Below are 21,695 nucleotides of genomic sequence, written 5' to 3' on the forward strand. Positions count from 1 at the left end.
GTTAAACATTAAACAGTGGTCATCTTCGAAGAGTAACCCAGTTGAAATGGCCAGAACCATATGTTCATTCGTCGTATGGCCAGGGCATTCTTTGACAACGAGGGTCGGTGATATACTGCTTAGGTGACTAACGAGTCATGAGAGACAGCCGATCTTTGACGAGATCTTTGTCTCTGTACCGCCAGGCTGCCAACCGCAGCTGGTCGGATCAAACACTCAACACTCCAGTGGTGCTGCATCCAACATCATCGCGGCGAACCTCGAGACTGGCACGGCTGACGCAGCCAGGCGCCTACCTGCGCACTTCGAGTTTCTGTGCACGCTCAGCAAGAGAGAGTCAACTCTACATGTCCACCCGCTCGAAGATTATCTACACCTTCACCGACGAAGCCCCGGCGCTGGCCACCTACTCGCTTCTGCCCATTGTAGAAGCCTTTGCCGCCTCCGCTGACATAGCTGTCGAAACACGTGACATCTCTCTCGCAGGGCGCATTCTTGCAAGCTTTGCTGATCAGTTGGATGCCGACAAAGCGGTAGATGATGACCTGGCCAAGCTTGCCGAGCTGACGAACCAGCCGGACGCCAACATCATCAAGCTGCCCAACATCAGCGCCTCCGTACCTCAGCTCAAGGCGGCTATCGCCGAACTGCAAGCCTTGGGCTATAACCTCCCCAACTTTCCAGAAGATCCGCAAACAGAAGCGGACAAGGAAGTGCGCGCACGCTACGGCAAGGTGCTCGGCAGCGCGGTAAACCCCGTCTTGCGAGAAGGAAACTCTGATCGGCGCGCACCAGCGGCCGTTAAAGCCTTCGCTCGCAAGCACCCGCACTCTATGGGCAAGTGGAGCAAGGCGTCGCAGTCGCATGCGGACTACATGCGCGGCGGCGATTTCTTCTCCAGCGAACAATCCATCACCATGGAAGCAGCCGGCGATGTGCGCATCGAGTTTGTCGGCAAGGATGGTAACGTCGAGGTCAAGAAGCAGCTCGCCCTACAAGAAGGCGAAGTGCTCGACGGCATGTTCATGAGCTGCAACAAGCTGCGCGAATTTTTCGAGCAAACGCTGCAGGATTGCAAAGAAACCGGCGTCATGTGGTCCCTGCACGTCAAGGCGACCATGATGAAAATCTCGCATCCGATCGTATTTGGCCATGCGGTTAGCGTTTACTACAAGGACGTTTTTGACAAATACGGCGAGCTGTTCAAGGAGCTGGGCGTCAACCCGAACAATGGGATCAGCAGCGTCTACGACAAGATCAAGTCGCTGCCCGACTCCCAGCAGGAAGAGATCCTTCACGACATCCACGCCTGCTATGCCGAGCGTCCTGAAATGGCGATGGTTGACTCTGTCAAAGGCATCACCAACCTGCACATCCCGAGTGATGTGATTGTCGACGCCTCCATGCCCGCCATGATCCGCAATTCGGGTCAGATGTGGGGCAAAGACGGAAAGCAGAAAGACACCAAAGCGGTGATGCCGGAGAGCACCTATGCTCGCATCTACCAGGAGATGATCAACTTCTGCAAAACCAACGGCGCCTTTGATCCTGTGACCATGGGCAGCGTACCGAACGTCGGCCTGATGGCACAAAAGGCCGAAGAGTACGGCTCTCACGACAAGACCTTCGAGATGCAAGCGGACGGCATCATGCGTGTCGTGTTGGCCAATGGCACCGTACTGATGCAGCACCCGGTGGAGAAAGGCGACATCTGGCGCGCTTGCCAGACCAAAGACGCACCGATTCGCGACTGGGTCAAGCTGGCCGTGACCCGCGCGCGCCAATCGGACACGCCGGCGATCTTCTGGCTTGACCCAGAGCGCGCTCACGATCGCGAGCTGCAGAAGAAGGTTGAAACCTACCTGCAGGACCATGACCTGACCGGCCTCGACATCCGCATGATGGGCTATAACGAAGCCATCCGCGTCAGCATGGAACGCCTGATTCGCGGCCAGGACACCATCTCCGTGACCGGCAACGTGCTGCGCGATTACCTGACCGACTTGTTCCCGATCATGGAACTCGGGACCTCAGCGAAGATGCTGTCTATCGTCCCTCTTATGGCCGGTGGCGGCATGTACGAAACCGGTGCCGGTGGCTCTGCACCCAAGCACGTCCAGCAGCTGATCGAAGAAAACCATCTGCGCTGGGACTCGCTGGGCGAATTCCTGGCGCTGGCCGTATCGCTGGAAGAGACCGGAATCAAAACCGACAACGTCAAAGCCAAGCTACTTGGCAAGACCCTTGACGCTGCTACGGGTAAACTGCTCGACAACAACAAGTCCCCGTCTCGCCGCACCGGCGAACTGGACAACCGCGGCAGCCACTTCTATTTGGCGCTGTACTGGGCACAGGAGCTAGCAGCACAAACCGAAGACGCCGACCTGCAAGCCAACTTCGCCCCCCTGGCTAAGCAGTTACAGGATAACGAAGAAGCCATTCTTGCTGAGCTGGCCGAGGTGCAGGGTAAGCCAGTCGACATTGGTGGCTACTATCGCTCCAACCCCGAGCTAACCAGCAAGGCGATGCGCCCTAGCGCAACGTTCAACGCTGCGCTCGCCGCCCTGGCTTGATCAGGACTGTTGTTACAGATGCATGAAAAAAACCCTGGCGCTAAGCCGGGGTTTCTTTTTTTGGGCGCATCCACTGCGCAGCCATCGAAGCTCGAAAAAAAGCAGAGGCCAAAAATGACCTGGCACCCACACATCACCGTGGCGACGATTGTCGAAGCCGATGGCCGCTTCCTAATGGTCGAGGAGTCAAAAGGCGGTCGATTGGTACTCAACCAACCGGCGGGACACCTAGAGCCCGACGAGACATTACGCCAGGCAGCGGTACGCGAAACCCTTGAGGAAACCGGCTGGGAAGTCGAGCTTGATGGCGTGGTGGGCATCTACCTTTACACTGCCCCAAGCAATGGCGTGACCTACCAGCGCGTCTGCTTCTCGGCCTCGCCGGTTCGCCATGACCCACAGCGCGAGCTCGACACCGGCATTGTCGCCGCCCTCTGGTTGACCCGAGACGAACTGGCCCGGCAACCAGAACGCTGGCGCAGCGAGCTGATTCTTCGCTGTATTGATGACTACTTGACTGGCCCGACCCACGACCTCGCGGTCATCCGTGACTGATCGCCCCTAACCGCTGGCTATGCCGGCCTGTTAGAATTGATTTTTTGCAGTTAATCCTGAGTCTTTATGCCTGATTCACCGCTCATTGCCCCCGAAAACCTGCGCGTCATCGTCGGCATGTCCGGCGGCGTCGACTCCTCGGTTTCCGCCCTGCTTTTGCTTGAACAGGGATATCAGGTCGAAGGCCTGTTCATGAAGAACTGGGAAGAAGATGACGGCACCGAGTACTGCACTGCTCGGGAAGATCTCGCCGATGCTCAGGCCGTCTGCGACCAGATCGGCATCAAACTGCACACAGCGAACTTTGCCGCTGAGTACTGGGACAATGTGTTCGAGCACTTTCTTGCGGAGTACAAAGCCGGAAGGACACCGAATCCGGACATACTTTGCAACCGCGAAATCAAGTTCAAGGCCTTTCTTGATTACGCCCTTGCGCTCGGAGCCGATCTGATTGCCACCGGGCACTATGTACGACGCCGCGACATCAACGGGCGCAGCGAGCTACTCAAGGGGCTAGACCCCAATAAGGATCAAAGCTATTTCCTTCATGCCGTGGGCAGCGAGCAGCTAGGCAAAACACTGTTTCCGGTAGGCGAGCTAGAAAAGCCGGCGGTCCGGGAAGTTGCCGCAAAACACGGCTTGGCGACGGCAAAAAAGAAGGACTCGACAGGAATCTGCTTCATTGGCGAGCGCCGGTTCAGCGACTTTCTCAAGCAATACCTGCCTGCTCAGCCGGGCGACATCGAGACCGTTGAAGGCGAGATCATTGGGCGCCATCACGGCCTCATGTATCACACCATTGGCCAGCGACAGGGTTTGGGAATTGGCGGACTTAAGGATGCCAGCGACGAGCCCTGGTATGTTTTGAACAAAGATCTTGAGCGCAACGTTCTGGTAGTAGGACAGGGCAATGATCACCCCTGGCTGTTTTCTCGCGCCCTGCTGGTGTCGGAAATTTTCTGGGTCAATCCGATCGAAGTGTCCGCACCCTTGCGACTCTCAGCCAAGGTTCGCTACCGCCAAAGCGACCAGACCTGCACGCTGGAGCAGACCGATAACGGCTATCGTGCGGTCTTCGAGGAGCCGCAACGCGCGGTAACGCCTGGCCAGTCCGTGGTGTTCTATGACGGCGAGGTCTGCCTCGGTGGCGGCGTGATCGAAACTGCAGAGCCCTGGTTCGCTGGAGCCCGCCCATGACGCCGCGACAGGAACAGCTCGTTGCCCTCGGCGCTGTATTCGAAGCTGCGGCACTGGTTGATCGAATAGCCCGAACCGGCCAGGTACCAAACGCTGCCTTGGCAAACCTGCTAGGCAGCCTATTGGTTCGAGAAGACAAGCCTGCTCTGGAAATCTATGGCGGCGATGACTTGAACCTTCGGGAGGGCTATCGAGCCCTAGTTGGCGCACTGGAACGAGATACCAGCAGTCTGCAACGCGAGCCACTGCGCTATGCGCTGGCGATGATAGGCCTGGAACGGCAACTGGATAAACGTAGAGACCTGTTACAGGTGATCGGCAATCGCCTGGACCAGATACAGCAGCAGGCCGACCACTTTGGTCTGACGCACGAAAACGTGATCGCGTCATTTGGCGGGCTGTATCAGGATACGCTCAGCACATTTCGCCAACGCATTCAGGTCCAAGGCGATATGCGCCACCTTCAGCAGAGCGACAACGCCGCTAAGATCCGCGCGCTTCTGCTGGCGGGAATACGTTCAGCGCGGCTCTGGCGGCAGCTTGGCGGGCACCGTTGGCAGATGGTATTCAGCCGGCGCAAGCTGCTCGATGAGCTCTACCCAATGCTTCGATCGGAATAGGCCACAGCAAGTTGCTCGGCAAGCAATGTCGCCACTGCAGCAGTCTGCCCTTCGCTTTCATGTATAATCTGCGCCCTCTTTTCGTTGCTCGACTGTCCGAGAATGCCCTTTATGCAGCTTTCCTCGCTCACCGCGGTTTCCCCTGTCGATGGCCGCTACGCCGGCAAAACCAGCGCCCTGCGCCCCATTTTCAGTGAATTCGGTTTGATTCGCTGCCGTGTTCAGGTTGAAGTCCGCTGGCTGCAGCGCTTGGCCGCGCATGCCGGCATTCCTGAAGTGGCGCCCTTCTCGGACGAGGCCAATGCCCTTCTCGATCAGCTCGCCGAGAACTTTCAAGTCGAGCATGCCGAACGCGTCAAGGAATTCGAACGCACGACTAATCACGATGTAAAAGCTGTGGAATATCTCCTCAAGGAGCAAGCCAAGCAGCTGCCTGAGCTCGCCAAGGTCAACGAGTTCATTCATTTCGCCTGTACCAGCGAGGATATCAACAACCTGTCCCACGGACTGATGCTGCGCGAAGGCCGGGACGAGGTGTTATTGCCGCTGATGCGCCAACTGGCGGAGGCAATCCGTGGTCTGGCCATAGCCCACGCCGATGTGCCGATGCTCTCCCGTACGCACGGCCAACCGGCGTCGCCTACCACCTTGGGCAAGGAACTGGCCAATGTGGTTTATCGTCTCGAACGCCAGATTGCACAGGTGGAGGCAGTACCGCTGCTCGGCAAGATCAATGGCGCCGTCGGTAACTACAATGCCCACCTCTCAGCCTATCCCGACGTTGACTGGGAAGCTAACGCGCGTGAATTCATCGAAAACGATCTTGGCCTTTCCTGGAACCCCTACACGACTCAGATCGAACCGCACGACTACATTGCTGAGCTCTTCGATGCAGTAGCACGTTTCAATACGATCCTCATCGACTTCGACCGCGACATCTGGGGCTACATCTCGTTGGGTTATTTCAAGCAGCGCACCGTCGCTGGCGAAATCGGCTCTTCGACCATGCCTCACAAGGTCAACCCGATCGACTTCGAAAACTCCGAAGGCAACCTCGGCATTGCCAATGCACTGCTCAGCCACTTGGCGAGCAAGTTGCCTATCTCGCGCTGGCAGCGGGACCTGACCGACTCCACCGTACTGCGCAATCTGGGTGTTGGTTTCGCTCACAGCATCATTGCGTACGAAGCCAGCCTCAAAGGTATCGGCAAACTGGAGCTCAACGAAGCGCGCATTGCCGAAGACCTCGACGCGTGCTGGGAAGTACTGGCCGAGCCGATCCAGACCGTCATGCGTCGGTATGCCATCGAGAACCCCTACGAGAAACTCAAGGAATTGACCCGAGGCAAAGGCATCAGCCCCGAGGCGCTGCAGACTTTCATCGAAGGACTGGATATGCCGACCGAAGCCAAGCAGGAGCTCCGCAAGTTGACTCCGGCCGCCTACATCGGCAACGCGGCCGAGCAGGCCAAGCGGATCTAAGCGACCCATTTTTTGCACGCCCGGCTGTGCCGGGCGTTTTTATTTGCAGCTCTTAAATAGAGCAAGGTAACTGGCATGACTTCCGACACCCCTTTGCAAATCCTCGGCGGGATCAGCGCGCGCGAGTTTCTTCGTGACTACTGGCAGAAAAAACCCCTATTGGTCCGCCAAGCCATTCCTGGGTTTGAAAGCCCGGTGTCTCCGGACGAATTGGCCGGGCTGTCGCTGGAAGAAGAAGTCGAGTCGCGCCTGGTTGTCGAGCATGGCGAGACGCCATGGGAACTACGCAGAGGGCCGTTCAGCGAAGACACCTATCAGAACCTGCCTGAGCGAGACTGGACTCTGCTCGTTCAGGCGGTCGATCAGCTAGTGCCGGAAGTCGCCGAGCTGATCGAACATTTTCGTTTCCTGCCAAACTGGCGAATCGACGACGTCATGGTCAGCTTCGCAGCGCCGGGTGGCGGAGTTGGCCCGCATTTCGACAATTACGACGTTTTCCTGCTCCAGGCCCATGGCCAGCGGCGCTGGCGCGTAGGACAGATGTGTGACAGCGAGAGCGCAATGCTCAAGCATGCCGACCTGCGCATACTTGCCGATTTTCAAGGCACTGACGAATGGGTTCTCGAGCCAGGCGACATGCTTTATCTGCCACCGAGACTGGCTCATTTCGGCACCGCCGAAGACGCATGCATGACCTACTCGCTGGGCTTCAGAGCACCCAGCGCAGCGGAGGTCCTAACCCACTTCACCGACTTCCTCGCGCAGTTTTTGCCTGATGAAGAACGTTACAGTGATGCAGACCTCCTCCCGATCGAAGACCCACACCAGATCCAGAGCGATGCGCTGGATCGCTTGCGAGCGATGCTCGCCGAGCATATGGGTGACGAGCGCTTGCTGCTCACCTGGTTCGGGCAGTTCATGACCGAGCCGCGCTATCCAGAGCGAGTACAGGGTCCGGAGATTGACGAACAGGCAATGCTGGCAGCGCTTGAGGATGGCGCCATACTGGTCCGCAACCTGAGTGCAAGGCTGGCCTGGAGCGAGGTGGACATCGGCCTGTTGCTGTTTGCCAGCGGCCAAAGCCGACTGCTGCCAGGGCACCTGAAAGAGCTGCTGAAATTGGTTTGTTCCGCCGACGCGCTCCATGCAGAAAACCTCGCTGGGTGGCTGAGCGATGAGGATGGGCGTAATCTCATGCTGCAACTGGTCAAACAGGGAAGTCTGGAGTTTGCTGATGAGTGACATAGAAGTTCGCATCGCCGACTGGCAGCAGGACAACGCCGACCTACGCCGGATTCGGGAGACTGTGTTCATTGCTGAGCAATCGGTACCGCCCGAACTGGAATGGGATTCGGATGATGCTGAGGCCGTGCATTTCCTAGCTCTGGAAAGCGGCTATCCGATCGGTACCGCCCGACTACTTAATGACGGACACATTGGTCGCGTTTCGGTACTGCGCGATTGGCGAGGGATGAACGTCGGCGGCGCACTGATGAAAGCGGTTATTAACGAGGCCGAGCGGCGCGGCCTTAATGAACAGCGACTCACCGCCCAAGTACACGCCACGTCGTTCTATGAGCGACTTGGTTTTGAAGTCGTCAGCGAAGAGTTTCTCGAGGCCGGCCTCCCCCACGTCGATATGCTACGAAAGAGCCACTAGCCATATGGCGCATGACGACCCGGATCACTCTGTCAGCAAAGACGCCTCGTCGATGATCGAGTTCCAGTCACCGGGTCGTTTCCAGATTGACAACCCAGCGGCACGGCCCACACCGCTCCAAGAATGGAGCGCAGCGCCGTTTTCGCTAGATGTCGATACAACAATTCAGCCATTCCATGACATGACTGAAGCACGTGAGCACGCGCTTTCACTGATTGAGCAAGTCAGGCGTAACCTGAGCATCTACACACCAGATCTGGAACCCTGGCTGTACAACCACAGCAGCATTCAAACGTCATGCGCACGGTTCTTGCGGGCGCATCCACGCAATCGCCTGCGCATCTTGGTAGGTGACTCGTCTCGCGCAGTCACCGATGGACACCGCCTGGTCAGCCTGAGCCGCAGATTGACCAGCAACTGCCACATTCGCAGTGCTCATCCGGATTATTCAATACAGACCTCCGCATTCCTTATAGCCGATGAGTGCGGCATGCTGATTCGACCGAACGCGGATCAATTTTCTGGTCATGCGCTATACCGAGACCCCACGCGTGCTCGCCAACAGCAAAGACTATTCGATGCCGCCTGGGACCGTAGCCTTCCCGATCCCGATATGCGGAGCTTTCTGATATGACTCGTCACGTTCTCGCTGCCTGCCTATTGATCATTAGCTCGACGCTACATGCCGCCACGGAGGTCATTCCACTGGATTTCCGGATGGCTGAAGACGTACTACCGATTGCTCAATCAGTGGTAGGTGATCAAGGCAAGGTCAACGCATATGGCAACCAGCTGATCGTGAACGCACCGCCTGCTGTAATCACTGAATTGCGCGAGGTGCTGACCAGGCTCGATACCGAACCCCGCAGATTGCTCATCAGTGTCGATACGCAAAACACGGCTACAGGCAGCGAAAGCGGCTACCGCATCGACGGCGCTACGCGCTTCGGTGAGGTCGAGATCCAGAGCGGACGCGGCGAGAACAGAGGTCGGGACCAGGTGCGGATAATTCGTCACAGCACCAATAGCCAAGGCGGCGGCGTTCAACAAGTCCAAGCCACCGAGGGCTATCCAGCGCTGATTCAGATAGGTCAAAGCGTCCCAATCAACACCACGGGGAGCGATGGATACGGGCAGATCTATCAGCAGACGCAGTATCGGGATGTAACTCGGGGCTTCTATGCCACCGCTACTGTCCAAGGCGACCGGGTGCAAGTGACTATCAGCAGCCATAACGACCGCATGAGCAATTCTCAGCCAGGCACGATCAATATCCAGCAAACCGATACTCGAGTGAGCGGGCGGCTTGGGGAATGGATTGAGCTCGGTGGCGTCGACGAATCCGCAAGCTCTAGCGAGAGCGGCCTGGCACGCAGATATTCCACCGGCGGTCGCCAAGACCTATCGCTACGACTAAAAGTAGACACGCTGAATTAAAAAGGTTCAGCGGCGAAACACCGCTAAGTTAAAAAATGTAGTGCCTACTAAAGTTCACTACAAAACATTTGACGAACACTTTTCGCCAGCGCATTATGGCTCCGCTCCCGCTAACCAGGGGCCCTGAAGAGGGTCTCCGGATCGCACTCAGCCAACCAGCAGAGGCGTTCCGTGACTGTACTGCCCACAAGGCGGACTGACGAGGTTGCGACTGGAACGAGTCGTCCTGAGGGACGGGGAAGCGATTAACGCATCAGCTTGAGACATCAGTATGCTGACTCACTCAACGGCCCACGCGTCGCTGTGTGCAGGAATGCCACGATCATTCCACAGCTAACCGAATTCTCTTGCGGTCGTAACTGCATACCCTCCTCTCCTTGGTTCAATCCTCGTCTCGGTCGATATTTCGACGCTCTGCCGCGTGTTGCCCGCATCATCAGCGCAAACACGCAGGTTTCAGTGGGAAAAGTCGGTGCTCAACCAAACACGAATCTCTTTGAAGGATTGACCATGTCCGCTTATCAAAACGACATCAAAGCCGTTGCCGCTCTGAAAGAAGCAGCTGGAAGCAGCTGGAGCGCGATTAACCCTGAATCCGTAGCTCGCATGCGCGCTCAGAACCGATTCAAGACCGGTCTGGAAATTGCGCAGTACACTGCCGACATCATGCGCAAGGACATGGCCGAGTACGACGCCGACACGTCCGCCTACACCCAGTCCCTCGGCTGCTGGCACGGCTTCATCGGTCAGCAGAAGCTGATCTCCATCAAGAAGCACCTGAAGACTACCAACAAGCGTTACCTCTACCTGTCCGGCTGGATGGTTGCTGCTCTGCGCTCCGAGTTCGGCCCGCTGCCGGACCAGTCCATGCATGAGAAGACTGCCGTATCCGACCTGATCGAAGAGCTGTACACCTTCCTGCGTCAGGCTGACAGCCGCGAGCTAGACCTGCTGTTCACAGCGCTGGACGCTGCTCGTGAAGCTGGCGACAACGCCAAGGCTGCCGAAATTCAGAATCAGATCGATAACTACGAAACCCATATCGTACCGATCATCGCCGACATCGACGCTGGCTTCGGTAACCCGGAAGCCACTTACCTGCTGGCCAAGCGCATGATCGAAGCAGGCGCTTGCTGCATCCAGATCGAAAACCAGGTTTCCGACGAGAAGCAGTGCGGCCACCAGGACGGCAAAGTAACCGTTCCTCACGCCGACTTCCTGGCCAAGATCGCCGCCGTCCGCTATGCATTCCTCGAGCTGGGCATCGACAACGGCGTTATCGTTGCGCGTACCGACTCTCTGGGTGCCGGCCTGACCAAGCAGATCGCAGTGACCAAAGAGCCTGGTGACCTGGGCGACCTGTACAACTCCTTCCTGGATTGTGAAGAAGTCTCTGCTGCCGACCTGAACAACGGTGACGTCGTTCTGAATCGCGAAGGCAAGCTGCTGCGTCCTAAGCGCCTGCCGAGCAACCTGTTCCAGTTCCGCAAAGGCACCGGCGAAGCCCGCTGCGTCCTCGACTGCATCACTTCGCTGCAAAACGGCGCCGACCTGCTGTGGATCGAAACCGAGAAGCCTCATGTTGGCCAGATTGCAGCCATGGTTGACGAGATCCGTAAAGAGATCCCGAACGCCAAGCTGGTCTACAACAATAGCCCGTCGTTCAACTGGACCCTCAACTTCCGCCAGCAGGTGTTCGATGCATTCGTTGCCGAAGGCAAAGATGTTTCAGCCTACGATCGCGCCAAACTGATGAGCGTCGAGTACGACGAAACCGAACTGGCTCAAGTTGCCGACGAGAAGATCCGTACCTTCCAGAAGGATGGCTCCGCTCATGCCGGTATCTTCCACCACCTGATCACCCTGCCGACTTACCACACCGCCGCACTGTCGACCGACAATCTGGCTAAAGGGTACTTCGCTGATCAGGGCATGCTGGCCTACGTCAAAGGTGTACAGCGTGAAGAGCTGCGTCAGGGTATCGCCTGCGTCAAGCACCAGAACATGGCTGGCTCCGACATCGGCGACAACCACAAGGAGTACTTTGCTGGCGAAGCGGCTCTGAAGGCGAGCGGTAAGGACAACACCATGAACCAGTTCCACTAAGAGCTGGATCTGACCCAGACGCGGTCTGGGTCGATGGTCTGTAGATGTCTTGGCATCTGCCAAAAAGCCGCCCTCTAAAAGGGGCGGCTTTTTTGTTTGTGCAAGAGCTGCAATCAAACGGGCATCACCTCAATCGCCACATGAGTTCTTCTCCGCTCTAGCATCATTACGCTGCAGACCCTCTGCAGATGCTCGGGAATATTCCTCCTCAATCAAAATTTGCGTGTGGACTGCGGCCGCCCTGCCGTAACGAATACTACCCAGCCCGCTGCCGGACGACAAACCAGCCTGCTTGGTTCATAGCGCAAACTCACCTGAAGCAGCGACGTAACCTACCTGGCATCTGCCTGCCGCTGGACGGCAACGAAGCGAACTTCGTGCCTGCATCGGAGCAATTATTGTGGAGGCCGGGAGAAAGGCCTGAGAGGAGAGCCCCTTTGAACGCCCGCGCCGCGCGCGACAGCTCTCAGGGTTACCGAGAAGTGCTAAGAGCGCCTTGCAGCGCCGTGGTCAGAGGGCTGCTGACGTTACCCATGCAGCACTCCCAAATTTAAAGGCGCTCACGAATGAGACGACCGTGCAACGGCGAAAGCAAAAAAAGCCGATGCCATAATCTGGCATCGGCTTTTTGAAGCTAGAAGGCACCTAAGATTTGCCAGGCGCCTGCCGAGCTAGCAAAACAAGATCCGAATTAACGAACCTGTGCTTCGACTTCCGCTTCCACGCGGCGGTTGATCTGACGCCCTTCTTCAGTGCTGTTGTCAGCAACCGGGCGGGTTTCACCGTAACCGACGGAATCGACACGCTGGCTCTCTACGCCGTACTGGTTAACCAGTACTTCACGAACGGCTTGCGCACGACGCTCGGACAAACGCTGGTTGTACTGATCAGTTCCCACCGAGTCAGTGTGACCTTCAACGGTAGTGTTGGTCTGAGGATACTGCTGCATGAAATCAGCCAGGTTCTTGATGTCGTTGTAGCTTTCTTCGCGAACACGCGCCTTGTCAAAATCGAATTTGACGTCCAACTCGACGCGGACCAGTTCCGGCTCCGGCTCTGGTTCGTTGTCGACCATAGGTGCTGGCGCAGGAGCCGGAGTCGGTTCGACCTGTGCAACCTGCTGCTGAGCACCCCCACCGAAGTTCAGGCCAACGCCTACGCCAGCCATCCACTCGGCTTCGTCCGCATCGATGTTGTACATGCCGTCAACACTTGCCTTGGCGAAGAAGTTCTCGGTGAAGTAGTACTTTACGCCAGTACCGACATTAGCGAAGGTGCTGTGATCACGACCACCACGCGCGGGTTGACCGATGCTCTGGTGAGCAGCGCCAGCCGATACATAGGGACGCAGACCAACACCGGGCTGACCGAAGTGATAAGTAGCATCCAAAGAAGTCAGGCTGCCCTTGATGTCCTTATGACCGCCTGCGCCAACAGGGTCTTGGGACGTCAAATCATGGTATTCGCCGTATGACAAACCAAGCGAAACGTCATCAGTCAGGAAATAGCTAGCGCCAGCCCCGTACAGTTCGCCGTCACGCTGCACATCACGCGAGCTATCGGTGAAGTAGTGCTTACCGAATGCCTCCACCTCTACGGCACCTTGGCCCTGGGCCAGCGCGCTAACAGAAGTGGCGGCAACCAAAGAGCCAATTACAACGCCTAAGGTGTTTTTAAGCTTCATCCGTAAATCCCCATCTGGTGGTGAGTATCAGAACAATCTAAGGAAACCGGCTAACTGCAAGCCCAAGCTGTTCGCTAACAATAGGACAGCTTAATGCCGTTAAGTTTCAGCGACTCCCGAGAATTTTTCGCGCAATTTATCAAGCGCTCGCTTGTAACGCATCTTCGTCGCGCTTAGCCCCATGTGCATGATGTCGGCAATTTCCTGAAACTCCAATTCCGCGACAAAACGCAAAACAAGAATCTCCCGATCAATCTGATTCACATGGACCAGCCACTTGTCCAGCTCGGGCCTTTGCTCAACGCTAGGGGCCTTTTCATCGGATGCTTCCTCGACAGGATCAAGGCTCAATGCATCAAGTAAACGCCGCTTGCGACGCTCTTTTCGGTATTGGGTAATGCACTCGTTATAGGTGATGCTATATAGCCATGTTTTAAATTTCGACTTACCTTCGAAGTTCTTCAAACCATATAAAACCTTGAGCATCACTTCCTGACAGACGTCATCTGCGTCTCGGTCGTTTCCCAAATACCGCGCACATACATTGAAGAGCGTGCGTTGATAACGGCGCATCAACTCTTCATAGGCGCGCGTTATATGAAACAGCTCGGCATGAGCGCGCTGCACCAGCTCCTCATCGGAAAGCTGGCGGGGATCGTAGCTCATGGTCGGCGGTTGGGCTTTAGTCAAGACGCTTCGAACCGGCAATAATCGTGGCGGCCGTTTGCGGTAACCCGCAAAAGAGGCGGCGCACTTTAACAGAATACCGGGCCTAACGGCTGCCTACGCGCTGCTCTAGCAGCACTCTATTTGCAACCGAGATCAGCTCGCCCTCATCAGTGAGCAGTAAGGTCTTCGCCGTCCCGATCTCTTCGATTGACCCTTCCAGCTCATCGATGCGCACCCTTTGGCCAACCTCATAAAGTTCTCGCACATAAATACCAGCGAGAATCTGACTCACCAGCTCTCGGCTGCCAAGGCCGAAAGCCAACGCAACAGCCAACCCAATGGAGATCAGCGCAATTGCAATAACGTAGTTGAGCAGCTCGGTCTTTATCTCGAGCTGACCGATTGCGACCGAGATGATGATGATGATCACCAAGCCTTGTGCAACCCGTCCGAGTCCAGCGGAGTATTCAAGGCCGACGCTTTCCGCCGCTCCTCTAACAAGCCCGTTGACCAGCTGCGCCAGGAGTATGCCAACCAACAGAATCAGCCCCGCGCCAAAGACCTTTGGCACATAAAGCGCGAGCATATCGAGTGTTGCCGAAACGCGGGCGAGCCCCAGGGATTCTGCCGCCGACACCAGGAAGATCAGCAACACGAACCAATAAACAATCTTGCCGAGCAACACCGAGATTGGCATGCGAATACCGGCACGCCCAAGCAGTTTCGTCGCCCCGGTGCCGGCAACCAGACGGTCCAGCCCTATTTTTGCCAGGAGTTTCGACAGTAGCGTGTCCAAAAGCTTGGCAACCACAAAACCGATGGCTACGAGCAACAACGCCCCGAACAAGCGCGGAATAAATGCAGCGACAGGTTGCCAAAGAGCGCTCATAGCACCCAGAAAGCTCTGACTCCAGGGATCGAGTTCCATGATCAATCGACCTTATTGAAAGAGGTATGGGAATCGGAATGACGACGGGTGACAGCCGAGGTGTGCGGAGTGCCGCTATTGAATGCGATCAGCACGGCCTGCAGCCAGTGTCCGATCAGGCCAAATAGATCGCCAGCACCAACTTGTCGATTGGCAGTTTTCAGCACACGGTCCAGACGGGCATCGTCATGACGCTCCGGCTGCGTATTGAGCATGTCCCGCAGGGATTCTTCAAAGGGATCGTGCATGTTCTACCTCGACAACAGTGTGACTCTGACGGCACAGCCCTATGAGTAGTCACATCACACCCATTTCAGCCGGCGAAAGATCCACCACTGAAAAAACGCAACCGCACCAATGAGCACACAGGCTATTGCGAACCCATAAGGGTTCTCGGAGCCAGGGATGCCTCCCACATTGATTCCGAGCAAGCCGGTTAGAAAACTCATCGGCAGGAAAAAGCCTGTAATGATGCCGAGCAGGTACATGGTTCTGTTCATTCGCTCGCGCATTCGCCGTTCTTCGGCTTCAAGCACCAGATTGACGCGCTCACGGACCAGCTCCAGCTCTTCCAAATAACGTATCAACCGATTGCTAAGCTCATTCCAGTAATCCGTATCGTCGTCGACAAACCACGGCAAACGATTGCGAGTCAGCTGCGCATAGATTTCGCGCTGCGGTAACAGGAAACGTCGCAGACCAGCCGCCTGGCGCCGCAATGACAACATTTTGTCCTGGGGCGGCGTGTAGCGTTCATCTGTCTCGACTCGATCCTCTTCCTCATCCAGCTTTTCGGTCAGCACTGCGACCAGTTGATCCACCCGATCAGTAAGCGCGTCGGCCAGGCTTAGCAATACTTCGGACGCCGTTTTTGGGCCAACCCCAGTTTCCAGTTGATGAAGTACCACCTCGGTCGAGCGCAGCGGTCGCAGGCGCAACGAAATTACTCTGCGTGCATCGGCAAAAACACGTAGGGAAACCATGTCCTCAGGCTCGGCGTCGGGGTTCAGATTTACGCCTCGCAGGAATAACAGCAACTCGTCGTCGGGCAGCGAAAGCAAACGCGGACGAGTATTTTCTTCCAACAGTACGTCGCAGGCGAAAGCGCTCAAACCGCTGTGGTTGCGTAGCCAAGCCTGCGCTTGTGTCTGACTTCGATCCCAATGGAGCCACAAGCTTTCATGCTCGGCTAATGTCAGGCAAGAGATGTCGGTATAGGCAATCCTGCGCGCACCACCGTGCCCGTCTAACACAAGGGCATGCAGCAGCCCTGTACGCCCTAACTCTTCAAGCAACGGTCCCGCCTCCTACAGATCGCAAAAAAGCCCGGCATAGCCGGGCTTGATCAACCAACAGCCGCAGCTCAAGCAGGAATCTTGAGCTCTTCTGGCGAAACGATAATGCCGTTGTTGTCGGCATACACGTATTCACCGGGGCGGAACGTAACGCCACAAAAAGTCACCGGAATATTTAGATCGCCGATGCCACGCTTGTCGGTTTTCATTGGATGAGTAGCCAGGGCTTGAACACCCAACTCGGTCTGCGCGATCACGTCGACATCACGTATGCAGCCATAAATGACCAGACCTTCCCAACCATTACGCGCTGCCTTCTCGGCAAGCATGTCACCAAGCAATGCGCGGCGCAGCGAGCCGCCGCCATCAACTACCAGCACCTTGCCAGTACCATCAAGATCCACCTGCTCCTTGACCAAGGAATTGTCTTCGAAGCATTTGATGGTGACGATTTGACCGCCGAAGGAATCGCGACCACCGAAGTTACTGAACATCGGCTCAACCACCTGCACCAACTCGGGGTAGGCATCGCAGAGATCAGGGGTGATGTATTGCATGATAAGTTTCCTCGTTCTTGAAACGCGTCCGGCGTTGGACGTAAACATCCACCAAGGACAAGCAGTTCGCTGACCAATCTCGAGCACCGAGTCCCGCAGCAATCGCTACAAAAATACTGGCTGAAGCCGCGATTATCGCGACAGCGGTAGACGGCGGAGATTGCGACGCGATGGAGATCAAGCAGAAGCGCGACAATCGCCCTTCTGCTTGATCTGCTGCGTTTATTTGATTTCGGCGTCCGCCAGGAAGAACCAGGTATCGAGTACAGAATCCGGGTTCAGCGATACGCTTTCAATGCCCTGCTCCATCAGCCACTTGGCCAGGTCCGGGTGATCGGAAGGCCCCTGACCACAGATACCGATGTACTTGCCCGCTTTATTACAAGCTTCGATCGCGTTCGCCAGCAGCTTCTTGACGGCCGGGTTACGCTCATCAAACAAATGAGCAATGATCCCGGAATCGCGGTCAAGACCAAGCGTAAGCTGGGTCATGTCGTTTGAGCCAATGGAGAAGCCATCAAAGAACTCAAGGAATTCATCGGCCAACAACGCGTTGGACGGTAGTTCGCACATCATGATGATGCGCAGGCCGTTCTCGCCACGCTTGAGACCGAACTGTCCCAAGATGTCGATAACCTGAGAGGCTTCGCCCAAGGTGCGCACGAAAGGCACCATCAGCTCGACATTGGTCAGCCCCATCACGTCGCGAACTTTGCGCATGGCACGGCATTCGAGCTCGAAACAGTCGCGGAAAGATTCGCTGATGTAACGCGATGCACCGCGGAAGCCGAGCATCGGATTCTCTTCTTCGGGCTCGTAGAGCTTACCGCCGATCAGATTGGCGTATTCATTCGATTTGAAGTCAGACAGCCGCACGATTACTTTTTTCGGCCAGAACGCAGCCGCCAAGGTGCTGACGCCCTCAACCAGCTTTTCGACGTAGAAGTCGACCGGGTCGCCGTAGCCGGCAATACGCTTCTCGACACTGCTCTTCACATCAGCCGGCAAGCCATCGAAGTTGAGCAGAGCCTTGGGGTGCACACCGATCATTCGGTTAATAATAAACTCGAGACGTGCCAGACCAACGCCTTCATTGGGCAGCTGGGCGAAATCAAATGCACGGTCCGGGTTACCAACGTTCATCATGATTTTGAACGGCAGTTCCGGCATGGCATCGATAGAGTTCTGACGGATGTCGAAGCCCAGCTCGCCTTCAAAGATCAGGCCTGTATCGCCCTCAGCACAGGTGACGGTGACCCGCTGGCCGTCCTGCAGCAGCTCGGTAGCGTTACCGCAACCGACCACTGCAGGGATACCCAATTCGCGAGCGATAATGGCCGCGTGACAGGTACGACCACCGCGGTTAGTGACGATTGCACTGGCGCGCTTCATCACCGGCTCCCAATCCGGGTCGGTCATGTCGGAAACCAGCACATCGCCCGGCTGAACCTTGTCCATCTCGGATACGTTGTGAATGATCTTTACCGGCCCGGCCCCTATGCGCTGGCCGATGGCACGGCCTTCGACCAGTACCTTGCCTTTCTCCTTCAGCAGGTAGCGTTCCATGACGTTCCCGCTGCTGCGGCTCTTAACTGTTTCCGGGCGGGCCTGAACGATGTACAGCTGATTGTCATCGCCATCTTTTGCCCACTCGATATCCATCGGACGGCCATAATGCTTCTCGATAGTCATCGCCTGATGGGCGAGATTGGCCACTTCCTCATCGGTCAGGCAGAAGCGCATGCGGTCAGCCTGGTCGACCTCGACGGTTTTGACCGACTTGCCGGCACTCGCCTCTTCGCCGTAGACCATCTTGATAGCCTTGCTGCCGAGATTGCGACGCAGGATGGCGGGGCGACCAGCTTCGAGGGTGTGCTTGTGTACGTAGAACTCATCAGGGTTGACCGCACCCTGGACGACAGTCTCGCCGAGGCCATAGGCTCCGGTGATAAACACGACGTCGCGAAATCCTGACTCGGTGTCCAGGGTAAACATCACGCCTGCAGTGCCCGTCTCGGAGCGAACCATGCGCTGGACGCCTGCCGACAGTGCGACCAACTTGTGATCGAAGCCCTGATGGACACGGTATGCAATTGCGCGGTCGTTGAAGAGCGAGGCGAATACTTCTTTAGTCGCACGAATAACGTTGTCGACACCACGAATGTTAAGGAAGGTTTCCTGCTGGCCGGCGAACGAAGCGTCCGGCAGGTCCTCCGCGGTCGCCGAAGAGCGAACGGCAACGGCCATGTGTTCATTGCCACCGGCCATCTCAGCGAAAGCGGTTCGGATGTCGGCATCTAGCTTAGGAGGAAATTGAGCCTCCATGACCCAGCCGCGAATCTGCGCGCCGGCCTTGGCGAGCGCGTTGACGTCGTCCACGTCCAGCGCATCCAGAAGATCATGGATTTGCTCGTTAAGACCACTGAGCTCCATGAAATCACGATAGGCCTCGGCGGTAGTGGCGAAACCACCAGGTACCGAAACACCTGCACCTGCCAGGTTGCTGATCATCTCGCCGAGGGAGGCGTTCTTGCCCCCTACACGCTCAACATCATGATTGCCGAGCTTATCGAGGGAAACTACGTACTCTACCAAGGTGATCTCTCCACGTTGTGTTGGAAACTCGGTTCGTGCCCATCCGCAGCACGGTGGCCTGGCCCTGCAAAATAAGTAACAATGCCTGCCAATCGAGGCTCGGCGAAGGGGCCTACTATAGCTGAGAACCGTTCTTGACTTAAGGTCCCAAGCGCAATGAAACGAACTGCATTTTTCATATCCGACGGTACTGGGATTACGGCCGAAACGCTCGGCCAAAGCCTACTGGCACAGTTCGAAACCATTACTTTCACAAAGCTCACGCGGCCATATATCGATACGGCTGAAAAAGCGCGGGCAATGGTACAGCAAATCAATAAAGCGGCGGACAGCGACGGCGCTCGGCCGATCATATTCGATACGCTGGTAAACCAGGAGATACGTGACATCCTGGCTGAGTCTAATGGATTCATGATCGACATTTTTTCATCCTTCCTTGCCCCGCTGGAACATGAACTGATGTCACGCTCTTCCTATTCCGTCGGCAAATCCCATTCGATCAGCCATAACGCCAACTACATGGAGCGAATTGACGCTGTCAATTTCGCTTTGGACAACGATGACGGTGCCCGCACGCACTACTATGACAAGGCCGATCTTATTTTGGTCGGCGTCTCCAGGTGCGGCAAAACGCCCACCTGCTTGTACATGGCAATGCAGTACGGCATCCGGGCCGCCAACTACCCGCTGACCGAAGACGACATGGAACGTCTGCAACTTCCTGCCGCCCTCAAGACCCACCGCGACAAGCTGTTCGGGTTGACCATTGACCCTGACCGTTTGACCGCCATTCGCAACGAGCGCAAACCCAACAGCCGCTACGCCAGTTACGCCCAATGCGAGTTCGAAGTTCGCGAGGTCGAAAACTTATTCCGTCGCGAGAACATCAACTACATCAACTCGACCCATTTCTCGGTAGAAGAAATATCCGCCAAAATCCTTGTCGAGAAGGGCGTCGAGCGCCGGCTCAAATAGCGTCCGTTTTGCTAGACAACGAAAAGTCCGCTTGGTGCGGACTTTTTTGTTATCCAGGTCCAATGGAATCCGATTCCGTCGCAAATCAGGCGTCGAGTGTCGTTAAATCGTCAGAAGGTATCGCTGGGCACACGCACCCACCCCTCCATCAATATGCGCGCGCTGCGGCTCATGATCGCCTTGGTTACGGTCCATTGACCGTCGACCTGTTTTGCTTCTGCGCCGACACGTAGCGAGCCGGACGGATGACCGAAGCGCACCGCCTGAGGCTCGCCGCCGCCAGCAGCCAGATTGACTAACGTACCCGGGACTGCAGCTGCCGTGCCGATGGCCACCGCACAGGTGCCCATCATGGCGTGGTGCAGCTTGCCCATGGACAGCGCCCGCACGAGCAAATCGACTTCACCTGCCTCGATGTTCTTGCCCGAGGACGCCCGATAGCTTTTCGGTTGGGAAACGAACGCAACCTTCGGTGTGTGCTGACGGGTCAGCGCCTCCTCCGCGGTCTTGATCAAGCCCATGCGCAGCGCTCCGGCCACACGAATCGCCTCCAGACGTGCCAAAGCATCCGGATTGCCGTTGATGTCCTCACGCAGCTCAGTGCCCTGGTAGCCGATGTCCTCGGCATTCACGAACACAGTGGGAATGCCGGCGCTGATCATGGTCGCCTTGAGCGTACCGATGCCAGGAACATCGAGATCATCGACCAGGTTGCCGGTAGGAAACATCGAACCGCCCTCCTCGCCGTCGTCGGACGGATCGAGGAATTCCAGCACGACCTCGGCAGCTGGAAAGGTCACGCCGTCCAGCTCGAAATCGCCGGTCTCCTGTACATGGCCATTAGTGACTGGCACGTGGGCGATGATGGTCTTGCCGATGTTGGCCTGCCAGATCCGCACCACACAGGTGCCGTTCTGTGGAATGCGCTCGGCATCCACCAGGCCGGCATGCAGCGCGAACGCACCGGCGCCGGTTGAAAGGTTGCCGCAGTTGCCGCTCCAGTCGACGAAGGGCTTGTCGATCGACACCTGGCCATAGAGGTACTCGACGTCGTGATCGGGCCGACTGCTTTTAGACAGAATGACGCATTTGCTGGTGCTCGACGTGGCGCCGCCCATCCCATCGATGTGCGCAGAATATGGGTCGGGGCTGCCGATCACGCGCATGAACAGCTTATCGCGCGCAGCGCCCGGCACCTGGCAGCTCTCCGGCAGGTCCTGCAGCCGGAAGAACACACCCTTGCTGGTGCCGCCGCGCATATAGGTCGCGGAAATCTTGATCTGAGGCTGATGAGCCATGAGTGACTCCTGGCTTAAAAATGAATGGACCGTAGGGTGGATCGCGCTTCACCGAGCCACCGCC

Annotated in this window: 19 protein-coding genes; 11 read left to right on the top strand and 8 right to left on the bottom strand. The window is 56.7% G+C overall.

Annotated elements, in window-relative coordinates; all coding sequences use genetic code 11:
- Positions 1 to 347 precede the first annotated feature (347 nt).
- From AAGW23_RS12810 to AAGW23_RS12855, 10 genes are all read left to right on the top strand, one after another.
- A complete protein-coding gene (locus AAGW23_RS12810; protein ID WP_342406857.1) occupies positions 348 to 2,573 on the top strand; it encodes an NADP-dependent isocitrate dehydrogenase in 2,226 nt (741 codons plus the stop codon).
- A gap of 114 nt (positions 2,574 to 2,687) precedes the next feature.
- The gene (locus AAGW23_RS12815; protein WP_342406858.1) at positions 2,688 to 3,128 is read left to right on the top strand and encodes an NUDIX hydrolase; all 441 of its coding nucleotides are present in this window, start codon (positions 2,688 to 2,690) and stop codon (positions 3,126 to 3,128) included.
- 66 nt (positions 3,129 to 3,194) lie between these two features.
- Positions 3,195 to 4,325 carry a tRNA 2-thiouridine(34) synthase MnmA gene (gene mnmA, locus AAGW23_RS12820; RefSeq protein ID WP_342406859.1) on the top strand — a complete coding sequence of 377 codons (1,131 nt, stop codon included), beginning with the start codon at positions 3,195 to 3,197 and terminating at the stop codon, positions 4,323 to 4,325.
- Positions 4,322 to 4,945, top strand: coding sequence for a high frequency lysogenization protein HflD (hflD, locus tag AAGW23_RS12825; RefSeq protein ID WP_342406860.1), 624 nt, complete (start codon positions 4,322 to 4,324; stop codon positions 4,943 to 4,945). The genes mnmA and hflD overlap by 4 nt, the downstream gene beginning before the upstream one ends.
- Before the next feature lie 111 nt (positions 4,946 to 5,056).
- Complete coding sequence (purB, locus tag AAGW23_RS12830) at positions 5,057 to 6,427, top strand: adenylosuccinate lyase (RefSeq protein ID WP_342406861.1); 1,371 nt, start codon at positions 5,057 to 5,059, stop codon at positions 6,425 to 6,427.
- A gap of 75 nt (positions 6,428 to 6,502) precedes the next feature.
- The gene (locus AAGW23_RS12835) at positions 6,503 to 7,669 is read left to right on the top strand and encodes a cupin domain-containing protein (RefSeq protein ID WP_342406862.1); all 1,167 of its coding nucleotides are present in this window, start codon (positions 6,503 to 6,505) and stop codon (positions 7,667 to 7,669) included.
- A complete protein-coding gene (locus AAGW23_RS12840) occupies positions 7,662 to 8,087 on the top strand; it encodes a GNAT family N-acetyltransferase (protein WP_342406863.1) in 426 nt (141 codons plus the stop codon). The genes AAGW23_RS12835 and AAGW23_RS12840 overlap by 8 nt, the downstream gene beginning before the upstream one ends.
- A 4-nt stretch (positions 8,088 to 8,091) precedes the next feature.
- Positions 8,092 to 8,721 (top strand): histone acetyltransferase HPA2, encoded by a 630-nt coding sequence (locus AAGW23_RS12845; RefSeq protein WP_342406864.1) that lies wholly within the window; start codon positions 8,092 to 8,094, stop codon positions 8,719 to 8,721.
- Positions 8,718 to 9,524, top strand: a complete 807-nt coding sequence (locus AAGW23_RS12850) for a secretin N-terminal domain-containing protein (RefSeq protein WP_342406865.1) — start codon at positions 8,718 to 8,720, stop codon at positions 9,522 to 9,524. The genes AAGW23_RS12845 and AAGW23_RS12850 overlap by 4 nt, the downstream gene beginning before the upstream one ends.
- Positions 9,525 to 10,034: 510 nt before the next feature.
- A complete protein-coding gene (locus AAGW23_RS12855; protein WP_342406866.1) occupies positions 10,035 to 11,630 on the top strand; it encodes an isocitrate lyase in 1,596 nt (531 codons plus the stop codon).
- A gap of 691 nt (positions 11,631 to 12,321) precedes the next feature.
- Here the strand turns inward: AAGW23_RS12855 and AAGW23_RS12860 are convergent.
- The 7 genes from AAGW23_RS12860 to ppsA all read right to left on the bottom strand — a co-directional run bounded on the left by AAGW23_RS12860 (position 12,322) and on the right by ppsA (position 19,358).
- Complete coding sequence (locus AAGW23_RS12860) at positions 12,322 to 13,314, bottom strand: OmpA family protein (protein WP_342406867.1); 993 nt, start codon at positions 13,312 to 13,314, stop codon at positions 12,322 to 12,324.
- Positions 13,315 to 13,413: 99 nt separating this feature from the next.
- Positions 13,414 to 14,004 (bottom strand): RNA polymerase sigma factor SigX, encoded by a 591-nt coding sequence (gene sigX / locus AAGW23_RS12865; RefSeq protein ID WP_148926099.1) that lies wholly within the window; start codon positions 14,002 to 14,004, stop codon positions 13,414 to 13,416.
- Between the two features lie 82 nt (positions 14,005 to 14,086).
- Entirely contained in the window at positions 14,087 to 14,911 is an 825-nt protein-coding gene (locus AAGW23_RS12870; RefSeq protein WP_342406868.1) for a mechanosensitive ion channel family protein, read from the bottom strand.
- A gap of 2 nt (positions 14,912 to 14,913) precedes the next feature.
- On the bottom strand, positions 14,914 to 15,159 hold the full coding sequence (locus AAGW23_RS12875; RefSeq protein WP_342406869.1) for a CrfX protein: 246 nt from the start codon (positions 15,157 to 15,159) through the stop codon (positions 14,914 to 14,916).
- A 54-nt stretch (positions 15,160 to 15,213) separates the two neighbouring features.
- Complete coding sequence (locus tag AAGW23_RS12880; protein ID WP_342406870.1) at positions 15,214 to 16,206, bottom strand: zinc transporter ZntB; 993 nt, start codon at positions 16,204 to 16,206, stop codon at positions 15,214 to 15,216.
- Between the two features lie 68 nt (positions 16,207 to 16,274).
- A complete protein-coding gene (gene rraA / locus AAGW23_RS12885; RefSeq protein ID WP_342406871.1) occupies positions 16,275 to 16,763 on the bottom strand; it encodes a ribonuclease E activity regulator RraA in 489 nt (162 codons plus the stop codon).
- Between the two features lie 222 nt (positions 16,764 to 16,985).
- On the bottom strand, positions 16,986 to 19,358 hold the full coding sequence (gene ppsA, locus AAGW23_RS12890; RefSeq protein WP_342406872.1) for a phosphoenolpyruvate synthase: 2,373 nt from the start codon (positions 19,356 to 19,358) through the stop codon (positions 16,986 to 16,988).
- A 156-nt stretch (positions 19,359 to 19,514) separates the two neighbouring features.
- On the opposite strand from ppsA, the gene ppsR reads away from it, so the two are divergent.
- The gene (gene ppsR / locus AAGW23_RS12895) at positions 19,515 to 20,333 is read left to right on the top strand and encodes a posphoenolpyruvate synthetase regulatory kinase/phosphorylase PpsR (protein WP_102836319.1); all 819 of its coding nucleotides are present in this window, start codon (positions 19,515 to 19,517) and stop codon (positions 20,331 to 20,333) included.
- Between the two features lie 110 nt (positions 20,334 to 20,443).
- Here ppsR and prpF read toward each other — a convergent pair whose 3' ends face one another.
- The gene (gene prpF / locus AAGW23_RS12900) at positions 20,444 to 21,631 is read right to left on the bottom strand and encodes a 2-methylaconitate cis-trans isomerase PrpF (protein ID WP_342406873.1); all 1,188 of its coding nucleotides are present in this window, start codon (positions 21,629 to 21,631) and stop codon (positions 20,444 to 20,446) included.
- Positions 21,632 to 21,695 lie beyond the last annotated feature (64 nt).

The organism is Stutzerimonas chloritidismutans (genome assembly GCF_038562055.1).
Classification (GTDB): Bacteria; Pseudomonadota; Gammaproteobacteria; order Pseudomonadales; family Pseudomonadaceae; genus Stutzerimonas; species Stutzerimonas chloritidismutans_A.